The sequence below is a fragment of the Solibacillus sp. FSL R5-0449 genome, assembly GCF_037975215.1.
GTDB lineage: Bacteria > Bacillota > Bacilli > Bacillales_A > Planococcaceae > Solibacillus.
Genome location: NZ_CP150239.1, coordinates 2,368,395 through 2,388,602, shown reverse-complemented (window position 1 = coordinate 2,388,602; position 20,208 = coordinate 2,368,395). Strand labels below are relative to the sequence as shown.

General features: G+C 39.4%; 18 protein-coding genes. 15 read left to right on the top strand and 3 right to left on the bottom strand.

From position 1 onward, the window contains the following. Nucleotide 1: 1 nt before the first annotated feature. Nucleotides 2-889 carry a glycine betaine ABC transporter substrate-binding protein gene (locus tag MKY27_RS11925; protein WP_339172447.1) on the top strand — a complete coding sequence of 296 codons (888 nt, stop codon included), beginning with the start codon at nt 2-4 and terminating at the stop codon, nt 887-889. Nucleotides 890-1,027: 138 nt separating this feature from the next. Here the strand turns inward: MKY27_RS11925 and MKY27_RS11920 are convergent, their stop codons facing one another. Then, nucleotides 1,028-2,218 (bottom strand): coenzyme F420-0:L-glutamate ligase, encoded by a 1,191-nt coding sequence (locus tag MKY27_RS11920; protein WP_339195304.1) that lies wholly within the window; start codon nt 2,216-2,218, stop codon nt 1,028-1,030. A 133-nt stretch (nt 2,219-2,351) separates the two neighbouring features. Here MKY27_RS11920 and MKY27_RS11915 point away from each other — a divergent pair, with 133 nt between their 5' ends. After that, a complete protein-coding gene (locus MKY27_RS11915) occupies nt 2,352-3,272 on the top strand; it encodes a LysR family transcriptional regulator (protein WP_339195301.1) in 921 nt (306 codons plus the stop codon). Continuing rightward, entirely contained in the window at nt 3,269-4,714 is a 1,446-nt protein-coding gene (locus MKY27_RS11910; protein ID WP_339172443.1) for a DEAD/DEAH box helicase, read from the top strand. Before MKY27_RS11915 ends, MKY27_RS11910 begins: the two co-directional genes overlap by 4 nt. A 69-nt stretch (nt 4,715-4,783) precedes the next feature. Here the strand turns inward: MKY27_RS11910 and MKY27_RS11905 are convergent, their stop codons facing one another. Further along, nucleotides 4,784-5,677 (bottom strand): TetR/AcrR family transcriptional regulator, encoded by an 894-nt coding sequence (locus MKY27_RS11905; RefSeq protein WP_339172442.1) that lies wholly within the window; start codon nt 5,675-5,677, stop codon nt 4,784-4,786. Nucleotides 5,678-5,908: 231 nt separating this feature from the next. On the opposite strand from MKY27_RS11905, the gene MKY27_RS11900 reads away from it, so the two are divergent. Both MKY27_RS11900 and MKY27_RS11895 read left to right on the top strand, forming a co-directional pair. Next, nucleotides 5,909-7,432, top strand: a complete 1,524-nt coding sequence (locus MKY27_RS11900) for a DHA2 family efflux MFS transporter permease subunit (RefSeq protein WP_339195298.1) — start codon at nt 5,909-5,911, stop codon at nt 7,430-7,432. Between the two features lie 96 nt (nt 7,433-7,528). Continuing rightward, the gene (locus MKY27_RS11895; RefSeq protein WP_339172438.1) at nt 7,529-7,900 is read left to right on the top strand and encodes a VOC family protein; all 372 of its coding nucleotides are present in this window, start codon (nt 7,529-7,531) and stop codon (nt 7,898-7,900) included. Between the two features lie 39 nt (nt 7,901-7,939). On the opposite strand, the gene rnhC is transcribed toward MKY27_RS11895, so the two are convergent. Beyond that, nucleotides 7,940-8,869 carry a ribonuclease HIII gene (rnhC, locus tag MKY27_RS11890; protein ID WP_339195295.1) on the bottom strand — a complete coding sequence of 310 codons (930 nt, stop codon included), beginning with the start codon at nt 8,867-8,869 and terminating at the stop codon, nt 7,940-7,942. A 263-nt stretch (nt 8,870-9,132) separates the two neighbouring features. On the opposite strand from rnhC, the gene zapA reads away from it, so the two are divergent. The 10 genes from zapA (at nt 9,133) to MKY27_RS11840 (ending at nt 20,187) form a co-directional block, all read left to right on the top strand. Beyond that, nucleotides 9,133-9,393: a cell division protein ZapA gene (zapA, locus tag MKY27_RS11885; protein ID WP_339195292.1), complete on the top strand. Its 261-nt coding sequence runs from the start codon at nt 9,133-9,135 to the stop codon at nt 9,391-9,393. Nucleotides 9,394-9,398: 5 nt separating this feature from the next. Further along, the gene (locus MKY27_RS11880) at nt 9,399-9,938 is read left to right on the top strand and encodes a CvpA family protein (protein WP_339172432.1); all 540 of its coding nucleotides are present in this window, start codon (nt 9,399-9,401) and stop codon (nt 9,936-9,938) included. A 215-nt stretch (nt 9,939-10,153) separates the two neighbouring features. Then, entirely contained in the window at nt 10,154-11,869 is a 1,716-nt protein-coding gene (gene polX / locus MKY27_RS11875) for a DNA polymerase/3'-5' exonuclease PolX (RefSeq protein WP_339199718.1), read from the top strand. 14 nt (nt 11,870-11,883) lie between these two features. Then, the gene (locus MKY27_RS11870; protein WP_339172428.1) at nt 11,884-14,250 is read left to right on the top strand and encodes an endonuclease MutS2; all 2,367 of its coding nucleotides are present in this window, start codon (nt 11,884-11,886) and stop codon (nt 14,248-14,250) included. A 70-nt stretch (nt 14,251-14,320) separates the two neighbouring features. Further along, nucleotides 14,321-14,734 carry a DUF350 domain-containing protein gene (locus MKY27_RS11865; RefSeq protein WP_339172426.1) on the top strand — a complete coding sequence of 138 codons (414 nt, stop codon included), beginning with the start codon at nt 14,321-14,323 and terminating at the stop codon, nt 14,732-14,734. Between the two features lie 417 nt (nt 14,735-15,151). Further along, on the top strand, nt 15,152-16,843 hold the full coding sequence (locus tag MKY27_RS11860; protein ID WP_339195290.1) for a long-chain-fatty-acid--CoA ligase: 1,692 nt from the start codon (nt 15,152-15,154) through the stop codon (nt 16,841-16,843). Nucleotides 16,844-16,947: 104 nt separating this feature from the next. Further along, nucleotides 16,948-17,529, top strand: coding sequence for a TetR/AcrR family transcriptional regulator (locus tag MKY27_RS11855; protein ID WP_339172423.1), 582 nt, complete (start codon nt 16,948-16,950; stop codon nt 17,527-17,529). 14 nt (nt 17,530-17,543) lie between these two features. Continuing rightward, complete coding sequence (locus tag MKY27_RS11850; protein WP_339172421.1) at nt 17,544-18,317, top strand: enoyl-CoA hydratase; 774 nt, start codon at nt 17,544-17,546, stop codon at nt 18,315-18,317. Between the two features lie 62 nt (nt 18,318-18,379). Further along, nucleotides 18,380-19,153: an electron transfer flavoprotein subunit beta/FixA family protein gene (locus MKY27_RS11845; protein ID WP_339195289.1), complete on the top strand. Its 774-nt coding sequence runs from the start codon at nt 18,380-18,382 to the stop codon at nt 19,151-19,153. 56 nt (nt 19,154-19,209) lie between these two features. Then, on the top strand, nt 19,210-20,187 hold the full coding sequence (locus tag MKY27_RS11840; RefSeq protein ID WP_339195286.1) for an electron transfer flavoprotein subunit alpha/FixB family protein: 978 nt from the start codon (nt 19,210-19,212) through the stop codon (nt 20,185-20,187). The last annotated feature ends 21 nt before the right edge of the window (nt 20,188-20,208 follow it).

The window sequence follows — 20,208 nt, the reverse complement described above, 5'->3', positions numbered from 1 at the left end:
AATGAAAAAAATGAAATGGATGCCTGCAGCAACAGCATTGAGCGCAGCGCTATTATTAGGTGCGTGCGGAGATGATACAACAGAGAAAAAAGATACAGCCTCTACAGAAGATTTAGGCTCAATTGATTTAGCCTATGTAGAATGGGATTCAGAAGTTGCTTCTACGTATGTAGTGGCAGAAGTATTGGAAAGTGTCGGCTATAAAGTTGATATTACACCATTGGATAATGCGATCATGTGGGAAGCAGTTTCCAAAGGTGAAGCAGATGCGATGGTATCTGGCTGGTTACCTGCTACACATGCGTCACAGTATGAAAAATACGGTGCAGATGTAGAAGATCTAGGGCCAAACTTAAAAGGTGCGAAAATCGGATTAGTTGTCCCAAGTTATATGGAAGCAACATCAATTGCTGATTTAACTACTGAAGCGGCATCAACGATTACTGGTATTGAAGCGGGTGCAGGTGTAGTAGCGGCTGCTGAAAGAGCACTTGAAACATATCCAAACCTTGAATCTTGGTCATTACAACCATCTTCATCAGGTGCGATGACAGTTGCTTTAGAACAGGCGATTAAAAATGAAGAAGATATTGTTGTGACAGGCTGGAGCCCTCACTGGAAATTTGCCAACTTTGATCTGAAATATTTAGAAGATCCTGAAGGTGTATTTGGCGGAGAAGAAAATATTCATACATTTGTTCGTCAAAACTTGGAAAAAGAGTCTCCTGATGCATTCAAGATTTTAGATGCGTTTGAATGGACAACAGAAGATATCGAAGAAGTCATGCTGAACATCTACTCAGGAACAAAACCTAAAGAAGCAGCAAAACAATGGGTTGAAGCAAACCAGGATGTTGTAAACAACTGGACAGAAGGTATAGAGAAGTAAATTAAAAGAGTCTATAAAAGACTAAGCTAAAACAAAGAAACGGTGCAAAATTTGAAATTCAAATTTGCACCGTTTTTTTAAAACTTTCAACATATAAATGAAAGACTCAACCCCTGTTAAGGGAATTGAGTCTGTTTTTTATTTTGTATAGTTATCGAAATAACCTTGGATGTAGATCATTGGTGTACCTTTATCGCCTGAACCAGAAGTCAGGTCAGATAAAGAACCGATTAAATCTGTCAGCTTACGAGGGGTTGTCCCTTGGGCAGCCATGTTACCAGTTAAGTCTTCTTCTTTATTGTTGATATATTCTTTGATAGCATTTTTCAGTTCTTCACCGTGCAGGTTAGCGAAATCATTGTCCGCTAAATACTTCAACTTAATTTCGTTTGGCGTACCATCAAGACCTGGTGTATACGCAGGTGATACAACAGGATCTGCAAGTTCCCAAATTTGGCCTACAGGATCTTTGAATGCACCATCACCGTAAATCATTACTTCTACAAGTTTCCCTGTAGCAGCTAAAATTTTAGCTTGGATGTCATCAACGATTGGTTGACAGTTGTCCGGGAATAATTTCACGCCATCTTCTGTCGATTTGTTAGATCCAAGTAAACCGTATTTAGAGTTAAAGCCAGAACCGTTTACAGATTCAGCTAAAATGTTATCAAGACCATAAACTTTTTCTGCACCGGCAGCTTTTAAAATGCGTTTTGTACGGAAGCGAGAGTGAATATCGCAAGTTAAAATGCTTTTCGTATAATCTAAAATCGTTTTTGCATTGTTCGAGAAGATAACTTCAACTTCTGCACCTTGTTCAACGATTAATTCTTTATAATATTCAATGTAATCTACACCTGTAAATGTATGTTTGTTAAAACCGAAATGACCACGGAATTCAGCTTCTGTCAATACATCCGTCCATGGATTGATTCCTTTTTCGTCAAGATCATCCAATGATACTAAATGGTTGCCCACTTCATCAGATGGGTAGCTTAGCATAAGAATGATTTTCTTAGTACCTGCTGCAATTCCTTTTAAAATGTTCGAGAAGCGGTTACGTGAAAGAATCGGGAAAATCACACCTACCGTGTCATCACCGAATTTTGATTTTACATCAGATGCGATATCTGAAATTTTAGCGTAGTTCCCTTGTGCACGAGCAACAACAGATTCTGTTACTGTCACAATATCACGATCTTCAATTTCAAAGCCTTCTGTTTTTGCGGCATTTAATGCTGTATCAACAACGATTTGTACAATATCGTCCCCTTCATTAATAATTGGGCCACGAAGACCGCGTACAACCGTTCCTACTACTCGTTCCAAAATAATCTCTCCTTCAATAGCTCTAAGTTATATTTTAATTGTCTTTGCTTTAATCTCACAGTGTTTACTATAACCTGTTCATGTGATATAAGTAAAATTAATAAATTTAATATCTGATATAAGTAGGGTTTATATGATAATAAAACTAGAAGCATATCGTATTTTCAATGAAGTGAGTCGAATCAAAAGCTTTTCTAAGGCAGCAAACGCTTTATATATGACACAGCCGGCCGTGAGCCAGTCTATTTCAAAGCTTGAAAAAGAACTTGATACCGTTTTATTTAATAGAACACCAAAAGGGGTAACCTTGACAGAAGAAGGTGAATTATTACACGAATATGTTAACTCCGCTCTTGGCATTTTAGACGCGGGGGAAGAAAAAATTGCCGAGTTTAAAAATCTGCGTACAGGCGTTTTACGTATTGGAGTAGGAGATACAATTTCAAGGTATTTTTTACTGCCGTATTTAGAGGCATTCCATATAAAATATCCTGGCATTAAACTAAAGGTTTTAAATGGTACTACAAATGAAATATTAGCTTTTATCAAATCGGGGGAAGCGGATTTGGGCATCTGCAACTTGCCGGTTAAAGATCCACAGCTTCAAGTTATCCCTTGTAAGGAAATTCATGATATATTTGTGTGCGGACAAAAATACAAAAATTTATCAAAAAAACCAATCCGTCTTGATATGCTCATGAAGCTGCCATTAATTTTTTTGGAGAAAAAGGCAAATTCCCGTAATTATGTAGAAAACTATTTAAAGGAACAAGGGTATACAATTTCACCTGAATTCGAGTTAGGTTCACATGATTTAGTATTGGAATTCGCAAAAATTAATTTAGGAATAGCAAGTGTAACGAAGGAGTTTGCGACCGATTATCTTGATAAAGGGCTTTTGCATGAAATTGAGCTCCAACAGCCAATTCCTAAGCGTAATTTAGGGATTGTCCATTTAAAAAATGTTTCACTTTCAAAAGCAACGAGAAAATTTATCGCAATTGTTGATCCAGGAATCATTCATATAAAAGAAGAAAAAGAGGAACAAATATGACAACTAATTTTAACGACTATCCATTATCACCTGAATTACAGCGTGCGCTTAAAGATTTGGATTACAGCACACCGACTGAAGTTCAGCAAAAAGTGTTGCCCCATGCATTAAAGAAACAAGATTTAATTGTTAAAGCACAAACAGGAAGCGGAAAAACTGCAGCATTCGCAATTCCGATTTGCGAAAATATTGATTGGATCGAAAACAAGCCACAAGCACTCGTATTAACACCGACACGTGAATTGGCTGTCCAAGTAAAAGAAGAATTTACAAATATCGGACGTTACAAACGTATTAAAGCAGCCGCCTTATATGGAAAGCAGCCGTTCCGTTATCAGCAGGACGAATTAAAGCAAAAAACACATATTGCTGTTGGTACTCCGGGACGCGTCCTGGATCATATCGAAAAGGGAACACTGAAGCTTGATAAAATTCGTTATGTTGTGCTTGATGAAGCAGATGAAATGCTCAATATGGGCTTTATCGAGCAAGTTGAAGCAATATTGGCCCATGTGGAACATCGTGAAGTAATGATGCTGTTTTCCGCGACAGTACCGGAAACGATAAAAAAACTGGCATCGAATTATTTAAACGACGCTGTTGATATTGAAGTCCATTCGGAAGAGGCAGCGCCAAAAATTGAGCATGCGGTTATTGAAGTACAGGACGAGGAAAAGACTGCGGCGGTTGAAAAAATGGCGGTTGTGGAAAATCCGGATACGTGTATTATCTTCTGTCGTACGAAAGATCGCGTCGATGCCTTGCATGATTATTTATATGACCGTGAATACAGTGTCGATAAGCTGCACGGTGGTATGGATCAGTCGACCCGTCTACTTGTTATGAACGATTATAAGCGCGGAGACTTCCGCTATTTAGTAGCGACAGATGTTGCAGCACGCGGTATTGATATCGAGAATATTTCATTGGTGATTAACTATGATCTACCAATGGAAAAAGAAGCGTATGTCCACCGTACAGGACGAACTGGACGAGCGGGCAAGGAAGGGAAAGCTGTTACGTTTGTTACACCATTTGAACATGACTTCCTTGCAGGTATTGAAGAACTGATCGGATTTAAAATTCCAAAGGTTGATTTGCCGACACATGAAGAAGTAGAGGCAAAGGCAGAGGCGTTTGACAAAAAGATGCAAAGCCGACCACAAAAGAAAAAACAAAAGAATGCCAAAGTTGATGCAAATATTACGAAGCTTTATTTTAATGGTGGTAAGAAGAAAAAGCTGCGTGCTGTTGATTTTGTCGGAACAATTGCAAAAATTCCGGGGATGACCGCTGCAGATATCGGCATTATTACGATTCTGGATACATCTACGTTTGTGGAAATTTTAAATGGTAAAGGCAATCTCGTATTAAAAGCGATGAAAACAACGCCGATTAAGGGCAAGCAACTGAAAGTCCACATTTCAACGAGCAATAACTAATAAAAAGTCGTATTGAACAGATGACGTTCAATACGACTTTTTTATTGATAACGGAATCAGATACAAACATTACTTCTGGTCCACATTTTTAATGAAGTACCATAGTAAATTTGCAAGCTCGACATTTTCTCCGGCATGCAGTGTGTTTGCGAATGATTCGCGGAAAGGCTTAAGCAATGTTTCGATAACCGGAAGACGTAGCTCTTTACGCTGCAGCTCATCCAAAATACTTTCAGTGAATTGTGCACCCACCTCATTGTCAGTATCCAGTTTCAACTGGTCAAGGAAGCCCTGAACCTTTTCGATTAAATCGTTCTTTGTAATCGTCTGGTAAATTGTTTTCTCTTCAACTAGTTGAAGAGCGTCCTGTGTAACGAGGATTTCGCCGTTTTCCAACATAATAGGATAAATTGCTTTCACATTTCGAAGGGCAATTTGCAATATTTTCTTCTGGTCGATTATTTCACTATAGAAGAGGCGGTGCGAATAGGTTAAATGGTGAACCATCGCAAAATAAATTATGGCAAGTTCAAGGGAATAGGGACGAACTTCCTCTCCAAAAATATCCGTAAAACGATTGGATACCCACTCAATTTCCAATAGGCGATAGCGTTCCAATAAATGACGTAGCTCTTTGTCGTTCGACTGGAAAATATTTTCGAACAAGGATACTAAGTTTTGTTTTTTGTTGATTTGCATAAGAACGAGAATTTGTTCCAATAATAAGTTTTCATCGGTAATATCTTGATTCAGCAGCATTTCATGACGTAGTAGGCTTGCTTCGTATCGGGTCTGTTCCATAATCGCCTTAAAACATTCCACTTTAGATGAGAAATAATTATAAAATGTCCCTTTTGAAATAAGCGCTTTGTCTAAAATGTCTTGTATTGATGTTTCATGAAAGCCTTTTTCGATAAAAAGCTGCAATGCACTATCAAGTACCTGTCTTTTTCGTTGATTCATGAACTTCCTCCATATCAATTAAAGCGATTTCCTTTGCATATAACGTAATAAAAGTGAATTTTTTCTGTACTATATACTCTGAATTGTACTCTCATTCTACTGTTTAAAGCGAGTATTCGCAATGTTTTTAGACTATGAGTATAAAATTGTTGAATTTTTTGGACTCCGAGTATAAAATAGTTCGAGTGCAGAAATAGGAAGATTGAAAGATTAAAGAAGGGAAATAAAATTATGGAACAGACACAAGATGTAAAAACATTTAAAAAGCCTCCGTATTTAATGATCGCCGTATTATTTGTCGGGGCGTTTGTAGCATTTTTAAATAACACATTATTAAACGTAGCATTACCATCTATTATGGCTGCCTTTGATATTGAAGATTATTCAACAGTACAATGGTTAGCGACAGGCTATATGCTTGTAAGTGGGGTATTGGTTCCTGCTTCTGCATATTTGATTACAAAGTTCAGAACACGACCTTTATTCATTATTTCGATGTCGATTTTCGTTATCGGTACAGCATTGGCTTCATTTGCGCCTAGCTTCGGATTTTTATTGGCAGGTCGTATGATTCAGGCAGCTGGTGCAGCAACGATGGCACCGGTTTTAATGAACGTTATGCTAATTAGCTTCCCGGTTGAAAAACGCGGGCAGGCAATGGGGATGTTCGGTCTAGTTATGGTATTGGCACCGGCAATCGGACCGACTTTATCTGGATGGATTGTTGAACATTATGACTGGAGCGTACTGTTCAAAATGATTCTTCCAATTGCTGTTTTATCACTATTATTGGCAGTTTGGAAACTGGAAGATGTACTTCCGAACCGTGATGCTAAAATCGATATACTATCAATTGCATTGTCTACAATCGGTTTTGGTGGATTATTATACGGCTTCAGTACAGCAAGTTCAGCTGGCTGGTCAGCAATTGAAGTATGGGGAACAATTACAGTAGGGGCAATTGGCTTAGCATGGTTTATCATTCGCCAGTTCCGTTTAGAGCAGCCGTTATTGGATTTACGTATTTACACATATCCTTCATACGCTTTAGCATCTGTCGTATCAATGGTATTATCTGTAGCGATGTTCTCGGGTATGATTTTAACACCTGCCTATGTGCAGAATGTTCGTGGAATCGAACCATTTGAAGCAGGTTTAATGATGTTGCCTGGTGCGATTGTAATGGGGATTATGTCACCAATTACAGGGAAATTATTCGACCGTTTTGGACCGCGTATTTTAGCGGTTATCGGATTAACGATTACAACATTAGCAACGATCGGATTAGGTTATTTGGAAGTTGATTCAACTTACTTATTTATTATTTCGATTTACACAATCCGTATGTTAGGTATTTCAATGGTTATGATGCCAATTATGACAAACGGTTTAAATGCTTTGCCGAACCGATTGAATCCGCATGGTACAGCGATGAACAATACAGCTCAGCAAGTAGCAGGGGCAATTGGTACAGCGGTTTTAGTAACAATCTTCAACTCACATACAAAAACACGTGCAGCTGAAATTGCAGCGGATATGCAGGCAAACGCTTCATCTGCAGTACAGCCGACTGCTGAGCAAATTGCACAAGCCCAAGCACAAGTAATGCAACAGGCAATGCTTGACGGGATTACGTACAGTTTCTTCGTAGCAGCAGGAATTACAGTTGTAGCTTTAATTTTGGCGATATTTATTAAGCGTGTAGACGTTACGAAACGTGAAGACTTTACGGGAAATATACCGGAAAAAAAATAAAATGATGCAACGGCGGGAGATTTTTACTCCTGCCGTTTTTTTATTTGTTATACTTGGGTAAAGTGAAATACGCTGTATTAAAAAGGAGTTCGAAAAATGATTGAACAATTAGGACAAGTCATGTTGTATGTAGAAGACCAGGAGCAGTCAAAAAAGTTCTGGACTGAAAAGTTAGGATTTACTGTAGTTTCCGATATCAATAACGGCATGCGAATTATTACGATTGCACCAAAAGATGAAACTCAGACAAACCTTGTATTGCATGATAAAAAGAAAATAGAAGAGATGTCTCCTGAATTGAATTTGTCTACACCTTCATTAATGTTCTATGCACAAAATTTAGAGGAATTGTATGAAGATTTTAAAGCAAAGGGAATTACAGTCGGGGAGTTCATGAAGATGCCTTTCGGGAAAGTGTTCAACTTTGCCGATGATGAGGAAAATTATTTTGCCGTAATGGAAAAATAATGAAGGAGCTGAGCCAATTTAATGGCGACAGCTCCTTTTCTATTTCTTCTTTTGTAGAAGTTTGCGTGCTTTTTCCGTATTGGCAAAATGCCATTTCGTCATGGAACGAAGTGTGTCCTCACCATGCTTCAACCAAATTTTAGCGGCCATTTCATCGACTTTGCCGCTCGCTCCTTTTTGAAGAGGGAACCCGGTCACTTTGGCAAGCCGGTCCATTTCTTTAAGGAATGCATAACGCGCCAAAATCGAGGCTGTAGCAACAGCTACATGCAGATTTTCGGCTTTAGTCGAGAACAGGACATTTTGACGGACAATTTCTTTTTCATTTTTTATGTGATTATAGTATATTCCGCGCTCCGCAAATTGGTCGATTAAAATATATTGCGGGGTTTCCGGTGCTATTTTCTCCAATACATGCTTTAATGCCTGATTGTGCAGCAGCGCTTTTATTTTACCTTGTGAATACCCGCGTGCCTGGATTGCATTGTACTTATCATTGCGCAGTGTCAAAATACTGTGAGCGCATACCTTCATTAAGTCTGGGGCGATTTGTCGCATATAATCATCAGTCAATTGTTTGGAATCCTTTACTCCAAGTTCCTGGACGAGCGCAATTTTATCTGCGGGAACATAAACAGCAGCAACAGTTACAGGACCAAAGTAATCGCCTGTTCCAGTTTCATCTGAGCCTAAAACCGATAATGCCGCAAAATTGTCCGGGAGTGTATCACCCTTCGTGGAGGCAATTTTAGCCGGCGAAACCCCTGCTTGCCCCCAGCGTGCCGCCTCACGTTCTGCACCTGCCCCTTGAAACATTACTTTTCCTGATTTATAGGCGGTAATAGCCGTATCCGCTAATTTTACCGCAAAAATAACGCCGGGAGCCTTTCGTTCTATTAAAGCGTCTTTATAAAAATGTTGAATTGATTGCTGTTGATCAGCACTGCAAAGTAAAACAATATTTGTCATAATCGATCCTTTCAAAAATGATGTAATACTATGTAGTATAGCTTTTTGAATAGAAAAGGGGAACTCACTTATGTATGCTTCTTACAGAGGAACATTCGGCACATGGTGTTGCGATAGTGAAATTGGAAATGTTATGATGTACAATAGGAAAATGGCATCGTTATATAATAGAATCAATCAGGTTTGCTTTCAATCTTTTATTGGGCAAAGAACGAAAAAAGTTTATTCGTTATTGTTCACTTATTTTTTCTGGAGGGATTATTTTGGCTGAGCAAGAAAAGAATCGCATTTCCGTAGAAATATATGGTAATACATATAAAATGGTAGGAACAGAATCATCGGTCCATATGCGTCTTGTTGCTTCATTAGTGGACGACAAAATGCGGGAAATCAGTGCCCATAATCCATCTTTAGATACAGCGAAGCTAGCTGTATTAACAGCCGTAAATTCTGTGCATGACTATCTATTATTAAAAGAGCAATATGAAAAACTAGAAATACAATTGAAACATTTGAAGGGTTGACATACATGTTAGATTTAATTATTCTCGCAGTCTTTATCATTAGTCTTATAGTTGGGGCGAAACGAGGGTTCGTCGTTCAGCTTATTAATATCGGAAGTTTTATCATTGCCCTCATTGTAGCGATTATTTATTATAAGCCGCTAGCAGAAAAATTTGTTTTATGGATTCCGTATCCTGGATTTACAGAAGGTTCAACAATGACGCTCGTTCTGGATTCACTCGATGTTGACCGTACATTTTATCGCGTCTTTGCGTTTGCCATTATTTTCTTTGCAGTGAAGATTGCCCTCCAAATTGTCGGATCGATGTTTGATTTTTTAACGTATTTACCTGTATTGAGTTCGTTAAACTATGTGTTGGGTGCAGTTCTTGGATTCATCGAAATGTATCTTGTACTTTTTATTGGACTGTACGTAGTAGCACTGCTGCCGGTGGAATCGATTCAGACATTCATCGACAGTTCGATTTTGGCAGGACTCATACTTGAGCATACACCGCTAATTACGAGCATGTTCCAAAATTGGTGGTATATACAAAAAAACTAACTTATTTTAGCGGGTGTCCTAAATTCGGAAAAGGAGTCACTAAAGAAGGAAGTCAACCTAACAAGCATCGCATTGTGCTAAACAGCTGACTTTTCCGCGCACCGTGGATCTTTAGCCGAACCGGGACATCATTATGCCGAGGCCTAATTGATTTGAAAATCATGCGAATGCTTCTCTCGATTTTCGGGAGGAGCTTTTTTAAAGGAGAGACAATGATGAACAAAAAAATTATTATTCGTACATTGGAAAAAATAGCTTTATATATGGAGCTGCAGGCAGAAAATCCGTTTAAAGTATCCGCCTTCCGAAAAGCGGCGGCGGCACTAGAAGCAGATGAACGAAGCCTTAGTGAAATCGATGATATTACAGCAATTAAAGGAATCGGTAAAGGAACGGCAGCGGTTATCACTGAACTGATGGAAAACGGGGAATCGACTGTCCTGAAAGAGCTGGAGGCAGCCGTACCGAAAGGGCTCGTTCCATTGATGAAACTACCGGGTTTAGGCGGTAAAAAGCTTGCAAAACTGTATCAGGAACTGAACATCGTGGATGCCGATACATTAAAGGCAGCATGTGAGGCAGGACAAGTACGAGGGCTTGCCGGGTTTGCAGCAAAAACAGAGGAAAAAATTTTAAAAGAACTTGAAACATTTGGTTCTCGTGCTGAACGATTGCCTATTTGGCAGCTTGAGCCTGTCGTACTGGAAATTAACGAACTTTTAGCAAGTTTGCCTGAAGTGGAGAAGTTCTCGGTTGCAGGGAGCTTCCGCCGTGTTGCGGAAACGAGTAAAGATGTTGATTTTATTGTGGCAACTAAGGAATATGAAGTTGTACGTGAAGCAATTTTAACGCGCCTCGCAATATTGGAAACCGTTGCCGCAGGGGATACAAAAGTGTCCGTCATATTGGATCGTGAAGAACCGGTAAGTGTGGATTTCCGTTTAGTGACACGTGAAGAATTCGCTTCGGCACTACATCATTTCACGGGATCAAAAGACCATAATGTACGTATGCGTCAGCTTGCAAAATCAATGGGCAAGAAAATTAGTGAATATGGGGTCGAGCAAGAAGACGGAACCGTCGTAACATTTGAATCGGAAGAAGCGTTTTTTGCGCATTTTGATTTACCTTTTATTCCACCGACTGTACGTGAAAACGGTAAAGAGCTCGATCGTCTAGATGAACTAAGCGGATTAGTGAAGCTGGAAGATATAGTAGCGGATCTTCATATGCATACAACTTGGTCTGATGGCGCGCATTCAGTGAGCGAGATGGGGCAAGCTTTAATAGATATCGGTTATTCCCATGCGGTCATTACTGATCATTCGCAGTACTTAAAAGTGGCGAATGGATTAACACCTGAACGACTTGAGCAGCAAAAGCTTGATATTTATGCATTTAACGAAGCAAATCCTAATTTCCGACTATACAGAGGTACGGAAATGGATATTCTTCCTGATGGGACATTAGATTTTGGAGATGATGTTTTAAGAGAACTTGATTTTGTGATTGCATCGATCCATTCAAGTTTTACACAATCGCAGGACAAAATTATGGCGCGTTTAAAAACAGCGGTGGAAAATCCATATGTCCATATGATTGCCCACCCGACTGGCCGAATCGTCGGACAACGTGGAGGCTATGATCCGGATGTGCCATTATTGATTGAATGGGTGGCAGAACATGGTAAAATTTTAGAACTCAATGCAAATCCGTACCGCCTGGACTTAAGTATCGAATATTTAACGCTGGCAATGGAGAAAAATGTACCAATCGCCATCAATACAGACGCGCATGCAATTGACCAGTTGCGCTTTATGGACATCGGTGTCAAATATGCACAAAAAGCATGGTTGAAAAAAGACCTGATCGTCAACACATGGTCAAAAGAAAAGTTCGAAGCATTTATTGCGAAAAATAAAGAAAAGTAATAGGAGGTGTTCTCATGATCGAACAACGAGCATTGAAAACACTAGAATTTCATAAAGTACGCGAGCAAGTAGCGGCATTTTGTACAAACTCGATCGGAAAACAGGCGATCGATGAACTTGTACCGGAAACAGATTACGATACAGTTGTTGAACTGCTGGAAGAAATGGATGAAGGACTTGCGATTTTGCGTGTGAAAGGCAATGTGCCATTGGGCGGCATTTTCGATGTACGTCCGCATGCACGCCGCTCACAAATCGGCGGTATGCTCAGCCCGATGGAATTAATGGAAATCGCAAGCACAATACGTGCTAGCCGGATTTTACGGAATTTCATAGAAGATATCGAATCTGAAAATACAATTGAAATTCCACATTTTATCGAGCGTAAAGAACAAATGCCTGTCTTGACGGCATTACAGCACGAAATTAACGATTGTATTGATGATAATGGTACGGTACTTGATTCAGCGAGTTCTGCATTACGCTCCATTCGCCAGTCATTGCGTTCAGAAGAATCGAAAGTGCGTCAAAAGCTGGAAAGCCTCACACGTGGTTCAAATGCAACAAAGATGCTGTCTGACGCGATTATCACAATTCGTAATGACCGTTTCGTAATCCCTGTTAAACAAGAGTATCGGTCCCACTATGGCGGAATCGTCCACGATCAGTCCGCTTCAGGTCAAACATTATTTATCGAGCCTGATGCAGTGATTCAAGCGAACAATGAAGTACAGCGCCTAAAAGTGAAAGAAAAGGCTGAAATCGAGCGCATTCTATCCGAGTTGACTTTGAAGGTACAGGAAGTAGGACACGAAATATTCGTTCTTGTGCAATTACTTGGAGAACTGGACGTTATTTTAGCAAAAGGTAAATACGGACAGGCGAATAAGTGCACAATGCCTAAAATGAATAAAGAAGGTTATACACGACTAGTCCGTGCACGTCACCCTCTATTGCCAATTGATGAAGCAGTAGCCAATACGATCGAATTTGGACGGGATGTTACAGCAATTGTTATTACCGGACCAAACACAGGTGGTAAAACAGTAACGTTAAAAACTGTGGGTCTGTGTACAATTATGGCACAATGCGGTCTTCCGGTTCCGGCACTGGATGGCTCGGAATTGGCCGTGTTTGAACAAATTTTTGCTGATATTGGCGATGAACAGTCTATTGAACAGTCATTATCAACTTTCTCTTCTCATATGGTGAATATAGTAGACATTTTAAGCAAATTTAACGAAAAATCGTTAATTCTATTCGATGAGCTTGGCGCAGGTACCGATCCGCAGGAAGGTGCAGCACTCGCAATTGCTATATTGGATGAAACAGTTGATCGCGGTGCGCGTGTTATGGCTACTTCTCACTATCCGGAGCTGAAGGCATATGGCTATAACCGTCCATCTGTAGTTAATGCAAGTGTAGAGTTCGATATAGAAACACTTAGCCCGACTTATCGATTGCTCATTGGTGTGCCGGGTCGTTCAAATGCATTTGAAATTTCCAAACGTCTTGGATTAAGTTCGAATGTAATCGACCACGCAAAATCCTTTACAGGTACTGACCGTCATGAAGTAGAATCAATGATTGCTTCACTCGAAGAAAGCCGATTACGATCTGAACGTGAAGCGGACGAAGCTCACCTGTTACTCGAAGATGCACAAAAAATCCGAGCAGAGCTGGAAGAACGTCTTCGTATTTATGATGAGAAAAAGGAAAACCTCGAGAAAAAAGCAAAAGACAAGGCGCGCAAAATTGTCGATGAGGCGAAGAAAGAAGCAGAAGCAATTATTGCAGAGCTGAGAAAAATGAAAGAAAATGCCGCATTATCGGTGAAAGAGCATGAGTTAATCGATGCGAAGAAGCGTTTAGATAATGCAGCACCGATTGATAATAACAAAGTGCTTCAAAAGGCTGTCGCTGCCCGTGAACGTAAACAGAATCTGCAAGTGGGCGATGAAGTAAAAGTATTGAGCTATGGACAAAAAGGTACACTTCTGCAAAAAGCAGGAAATGAGTGGGTTGTTCAAATTGGTATATTAAAAATGAAACTGCCGGAATCTGATTTAGAGTATGTCAAACCGGAAAAAGAGCAGGCTACTCGTCCGATGATGAATGTGAAAAATCGCAATAGTGTCGTCAAACTGGAACTGGATCTACGTGGGGAACGATATGAAGAAGCGCTTATACGCACAGAAAAATATTTGGATGATGCGTTATTGGCGAACTATCCGCGTGTATCGATTATTCACGGTAAAGGGACTGGTGCATTACGCCAAGGGATTCAAAGCTTCCTGAAAAACCATAAGCGTGTTAAATCATACCGTTATGGTGAAGCAGGCGAAGGCGGATTTGGTGTTACAGTCGTAGAACTAAAATAGTTGTTGCTCCTTTTAAATTATGCGCTAATATTAAACATAGAAAGAAAATAATTAAAGGGGGTAAAATGGATTGCTAGGATCAGACTTTTGGCACCATCCTCTCGTAGAAACAGCAGGCTATTTTAGTGTGGTAGTCCTCTGCCTATTCGTATCAATGATTTTATTTGAGATTGTAACAAAGTATAAAAATTGGGATGAAATAAAAAAAGGAAATGTCGCGGTCGCTTTAGCTACTGGAGGAAAAATTTTAGGCGTCTGTAATATTTTCAGATATTCAATTAATCAGCATACATCATTTATTGAAATGCTCGGTTGGGGTTTATTCGGTTTTACGTTACTAATCTTTGCCTATTTCTTATTTGAGTTTTTAACGCCGAAATTTAATGTGGATGAGGAGATAGCAGCTGACAATCGTTCAGTCGGATTTATCTCATTTACCATTTCACTCGGTTTGTCATTTGTTATCGGAGCAAGTATTTCATAGGAGCATATACATGGAAACATTATCGAAAATCTTACTCGTCGTCTGTTTCATTTTTTTCGCAGTCGGCATTTACTACATGATGACACTCTAAACATAAAAGCAAATGTCCTAGTATTTCGCTAGTGCATTTGCTTTTTTTACTGGTTTTGAAATTTATTATCACTCGACCAATCTATCCTTAACCAAAAAATATTTAATTTATTTAAAACTTTATTGGAAAAGTTATATTTCCATACTAAACGAATAGTCCTATATGTTTTATAGTCAATAATACTATAAAAGTCAAAATAAATAACGAGAAAATAATTGCATAAACGAGAATATAATGTGTATATCTATGAAAATAGTTTGAAACCATTTCCAGTTTTCATTATAATGATGTAAACAAGTAAAGCTTTATCGAAGGGGAGGAGTTTTATGACAGAAAAGGTTTGGTTGGCAAGCTATCCGAAAGAAGTACCACATTCAATTGAGTTGCCGGAAATACCTGTACACCAGTTTTTAACAGAAGCATTTGAGTCAATGCCGAATAAAGTGGCCATACACTTCATGGGGCGTGAACTTACGTACAAAGAGCTATATGAATCAGCATTGAAGTTTGCGAACTATTTGCGTTCTCTAGGGGTGGAGAAAGGCGATCGAGTAGCGATTATGCTGCCGAACTGTCCGCAAGCGGTTATCGCCTACTATGGCACGATGTATGCCGGTGGGGTTGTCGTACAGACGAATCCGCTTTATACAGAACGTGAGCTTCAATATCAGATGGCGGATTCCGGAGCAAAAGTAATCTTAGTGATGGATATTCTATACCCTAGGGCAATGAAAATATTACATGAAACTAATATTGAAAATGTCATTGTTTCAGGAATTAAAGATTATTTGCCATTCCCGAAAAACCTGGTGTATCCGTTCATCCAAAAGAAACAGTATGGTTTTAGTGTAAAGGTGGAGCATAGCGGAACGAATCACCTGTTCACAGAAATCATGAAAATGGCCAAGACGGATAAAATCGAGCAAGACTTTGATTTTGAAAACGATTTAGCCTTATTGCAATACACTGGGGGGACAACAGGTTACCCGAAAGGTGTTATGTTAACGCATAAAAACCTGATTGCAAATACATTAATGTGTGATGCATGGATGTATAAATGTAAAAAAGGTGAAGAGACAATTTTAGGCATACTTCCATTCTTCCATGTATATGGTATGACTACGGTATTAATTTTATCGGTCATGCAGCAGGGCAAGATGGTATTACTGCCGAAATTTGATGCAGAGCAAGCATTGAAAACGATTGATAAACAAAAACCAACTTTATTCCCCGGCGCCCCAACAATGTATATTGGCTTGTTGAATCACCCGGATTTATCAAAATATGATCTATCATCAATTAAAGCATGTTTAAGCGGTTCTGCTGCATTGCCACTGGAAGTTCAGGAAAAGTTTGAAGCATTGACAGGTGGTCGTCTAGTAGAAGGATACGGCTTAACCGAAACTTCTCCCGTAACACATGCCAACCCGATTTGGGATCATCGGATCAACGGTTCAATCGGTTTACCTTGGCCAAACACAGAAGCGGTTATTTTACGTTCAGGTGAAGCAGAAGTATTGCCTGTAGGTGAAATCGGCGAAATAGCGGTAAAAGGACCGCAAGTTATGAAGGGCTATTGGAATCGTCCTGAAGAAACAGCGATGACATTTACAGATGGCTGGTTTTTAACAGGGGATTTAGGTTATATGGATGAAAAGGGTTATTTCTATGTTGTTGACCGCAAAAAAGATATGATTATTGCAGGTGGATTTAATATTTACCCGCGTGAAGTAGAAGAAGTGCTGTATGAGCATGAGGCGATCCAGGAATGTGTCGTTGCCGGTATACCTGATCCGTATCGCGGAGAAACCGTTAAGGCGTATATTGTTCTTAAAGAGGGTAAATCAGTTACAGACAAAGAACTGAACGAGTATTGCCGTAAAAACTTGGCTGCTTATAAAGTGCCTCGTTTCTATGAATTCCGTCAAGAGCTGCCGAAAACAGCAGTCGGAAAGATTTTACGACGTACACTAATTGAAGAAGAAAAACAGAAAATGGCACAACAAGAAGCAAAATAATTAATTGTTTAGCAAACTATTGACAGAATGCAGAACAAACTATAATATGAAAACATGAATGAATGGTCATTCATGTTTTCATATTTTTTTTGGTGGTGATCTGCTTGAAACGAAACAAACCCAAATATATGCAAATAGTAGACGCGGCAGTCATTGCTATAGCAGAAAACGGCTATCATCAAGCCCAGGTTTCCAAAATAGCCAAACAAGCCGGGGTTGCTGATGGTACAATCTATTTATATTTTAAAAACAAAGAAGATATTTTAATTTCTGTATTCCAGGAAAAAATGGGTATTTTCGTAGAGAATTTACAGGCTATAATAAAAAGTGGGGAAACTGCTTCCGATAAGTTATGTAAAATGATCGAAAATCATTTCCGTGTTCTATCAAGTGATCGCCACTTGGCAACAGTAACTCAGCTGGAGTTACGCCAATCGAATAAAGAGATTAGACTGAAAATTAATTCTATTCTAAAAGAATATTTAATTTTACTAGATCAAATTTTAATCGAAGGTATGCTAAATGGTGAATTCAACCAGACGATGGATGTTCGTATTGCGAGACAAATGGTGTTTGGCACAATTGACGAAATTACGACAACTTGGGTAATGAATGAAAATCGATATGATTTATTAGAGCAAGCTCCGAAAGTAAAGCAATTACTGCTAAACGCACTAAAAGCATAAAGGGGATGTAGAGGATGGAGTTTCTAAGTTGGAAAGTAGAAGAAGGGGTAGCAATTGCAACAATTTCAAGACCACCAGCAAATGCACTTTCACAAGGCTTGATCCAAGACGTGAATGCACTTTTAGACGCTGTAGAAAATGATGAAAATGTACGTGTTATCGTCTTACATGGCGAAGGACGGTTCTTCTCTGCAGGTGCGGATATTAAAGAGTTTACGAGCGTACAGTCAGGAGAAGCATTTACAGGATTGGCGAAAAATGGACAAGATGTTTTCGAGCGTATTGAAACATTCAGTAAACCGGTTATCGCCGCAATCCACGGTGCTGCATTAGGGGGCGGATTGGAACTTGCGATGGGATGCCATATGCGCTTTGTAACCGCATCGGCAAAATTAGGCTTACCTGAACTATCACTAGGCTTAATACCTGGATTCGCAGGAACACAGCGATTACCACGTTATGTTGGTGTAGCAAAAGCAGCGGAAATGATGTTTACAAGTGACCCGATTACGGGGGCTGAAGCTGTTGAGTGGGGATTAGCAAACCGTGCTTATTCCGATGAAGAGCTGTTGCCTGAAACATTGAAAATCGCTAAAAAAATTGCGAAAAAATCACCAATCGCGCTTAAAGCAGCGATCCAAATGCTGAATTACTCGAAACCATCATCTTATTACGATGGTGTAAATGCTGAAGCAAACAGCTTCGGTGAAGTATTTGTTTCTGAAGATGCTAAAGAAGGTATCCAAGCATTTATTGAAAAACGTGAGCCAGTGTTTACTGGCAAATAAAAAAATGTATTCTTCCCTGTTTTTCGGGATTAAAATTAAAAAGCTTTTAGGAGGTCTAGATTATGAATATTTTTGTATTAGTAAAACGTACTTTTGACACAGAAGAAAAAATCGTCGTATCAGGCGGTAAAATTCAGGAAGATGGTGCAGAATTCATCATCAATCCATATGATGAGTACGCAATTGAAGAAGCAATTCAAAAGCGTGACGCATTAGGCGGTAAAGTAACAGTTGTGACAATCGGTGGCGAAGATGCAGAAAAGCAGTTACGTACAGCTTTAGCAATGGGTGCCGATGAAGCGGTATTGATTAATACAGAAGATGATTTAGATGAGCTTGACCAATATTCTTCAGCTTATATTTTAGCGGAATATTTAAAAGACAAAGAAGCAGATTTAATTTTAGCAGGAAATGTAGCGATCGATGGTGGTTCAGGACAAGTTGGCCCGCGCTTAGCAGACCTGCTGGGCATTAACTACGTAACAACTATTACTTCATTGGAAATCGAAGGCACGAACGTTAAGATTGTGCGTGATATCGAAGGGGACGCTGAAGTATTAGAAACATCATTACCATTATTAGTAACAGCTCAACAAGGTTTAAACGAGCCGCGTTACCCATCTTTACCGGGAATTATGAAAGCGAAGAAGAAACCGCTTGCAGAACTGGAATTGGATGATTTGGATATCGATGAAGACGATGTTGAAGTAAAAGTAGAAACAGTTGAAATTTACTTACCGCCACAAAAAGCGGCTGGTCGTGTATTAGAAGGCGATCTTTCTGCACAGGTAAAAGAATTAGTAAACTTACTTCATAACGAAGCAAAAGTAGTCTAATAGAAGTCAACTAGCGTACGAAAATTTTTACGAAGATGGTAATGGAGGGATATTCTATGTCAAAGAAAGTTTTAGTGTTAGGTGAAGTTCGCGAAGGGAGCTTACGTAACGTTTCATTTGAAGCAATTGCAGCAGGTTTACAAATCGCTGACGGCGGTGAAGTAGTAGGTTTATTAGTTGGGGATGCAGTAGCTGAATTAACACAGGAATTAATCGCATACGGAGCGAGCCGTGTTATCACAGTAGAACATCCACATTTGAAAAACTATACATCTGACGGATACAGCCAAGCAATTTTAGCAGTAATAGAACAAGAAAATCCAGAAGCAATCGTTTTCGGTCATACTTCTTTAGGTAAAGACTTATCGCCAAAAATTGCTTCACGCTTACAATCTGGTTTAATTTCAGATGTTACGGAAATTCAGGGAGCAGGCGATGATACAGTATTTGTTCGCCCAATCTACTCTGGTAAAGCATTTGAAAAAGTAAAAATCAAAGAGGGTATTATTTTTGCGACAATTCGTCCAAACAATATTCCGCCATTAGTAAAAGACGATTCTCGTTCTGGTGAAGTATCATCAGTATCAGTTGATATTACAAATTTACGTACAATCATCAAAGAAGTTGTACGCAAATCAACTGAAGGTGTAGATCTTTCAGAAGCGAAAGTAGTAGTTGCAGGTGGTCGTGGTGTTAAATCAGAAGAAGGTTTTGAGCCATTAAAAGAGCTTGCTAATTTACTAGGTGGAGCAGTTGGCGCATCTCGTGGTGCATGTGATGCTGAATATTGCGATTACTCATTACAAATCGGCCAAACTGGTAAAGTTGTAACACCTGATTTATATATCGCTGCAGGGATTTCTGGTGCGATCCAGCATTTAGCTGGTATGTCGAACTCAAAAGTGATTGTTGCGATCAACAAAGATCCAGAAGCGAATATCTTTAAAGTAGCAGACTACGGTATCGTTGGCGACTTATTCGAAGTAGTGCCAATGTTAATCGAAGAGTTTAAAGCACTTAAAGTAAATGCTTAACAAGTGATTAGGGGCTTCCTT

Coding starts and splice junctions, on each gene's coding strand:
- MKY27_RS11925 (WP_339172447.1), top strand. CDS start 2: ATGAAAAAAATGAAATGGATGCCTGCAGCAACAGCATTGAGCGCAGCG.
- MKY27_RS11915 (WP_339195301.1), top strand. CDS start 2,352: ATGATAATAAAACTAGAAGCATATCGTATTTTCAATGAAGTGAGTCGA.
- MKY27_RS11910 (WP_339172443.1), top strand. CDS start 3,269: ATGACAACTAATTTTAACGACTATCCATTATCACCTGAATTACAGCGT.
- MKY27_RS11905 (WP_339172442.1), bottom strand. CDS start 5,677: ATGAATCAACGAAAAAGACAGGTACTTGATAGTGCATTGCAGCTTTTT.
- MKY27_RS11900 (WP_339195298.1), top strand. CDS start 5,909: ATGGAACAGACACAAGATGTAAAAACATTTAAAAAGCCTCCGTATTTA.
- MKY27_RS11895 (WP_339172438.1), top strand. CDS start 7,529: ATGATTGAACAATTAGGACAAGTCATGTTGTATGTAGAAGACCAGGAG.
- rnhC (WP_339195295.1), bottom strand. CDS start 8,869: ATGACAAATATTGTTTTACTTTGCAGTGCTGATCAACAGCAATCAATT.
- MKY27_RS11880 (WP_339172432.1), top strand. CDS start 9,399: ATGTTAGATTTAATTATTCTCGCAGTCTTTATCATTAGTCTTATAGTT.
- polX (WP_339199718.1), top strand. CDS start 10,154: ATGAACAAAAAAATTATTATTCGTACATTGGAAAAAATAGCTTTATAT.
- MKY27_RS11870 (WP_339172428.1), top strand. CDS start 11,884: ATGATCGAACAACGAGCATTGAAAACACTAGAATTTCATAAAGTACGC.
- MKY27_RS11860 (WP_339195290.1), top strand. CDS start 15,152: ATGACAGAAAAGGTTTGGTTGGCAAGCTATCCGAAAGAAGTACCACAT.
- MKY27_RS11850 (WP_339172421.1), top strand. CDS start 17,544: ATGGAGTTTCTAAGTTGGAAAGTAGAAGAAGGGGTAGCAATTGCAACA.
- MKY27_RS11845 (WP_339195289.1), top strand. CDS start 18,380: ATGAATATTTTTGTATTAGTAAAACGTACTTTTGACACAGAAGAAAAA.
- MKY27_RS11840 (WP_339195286.1), top strand. CDS start 19,210: ATGTCAAAGAAAGTTTTAGTGTTAGGTGAAGTTCGCGAAGGGAGCTTA.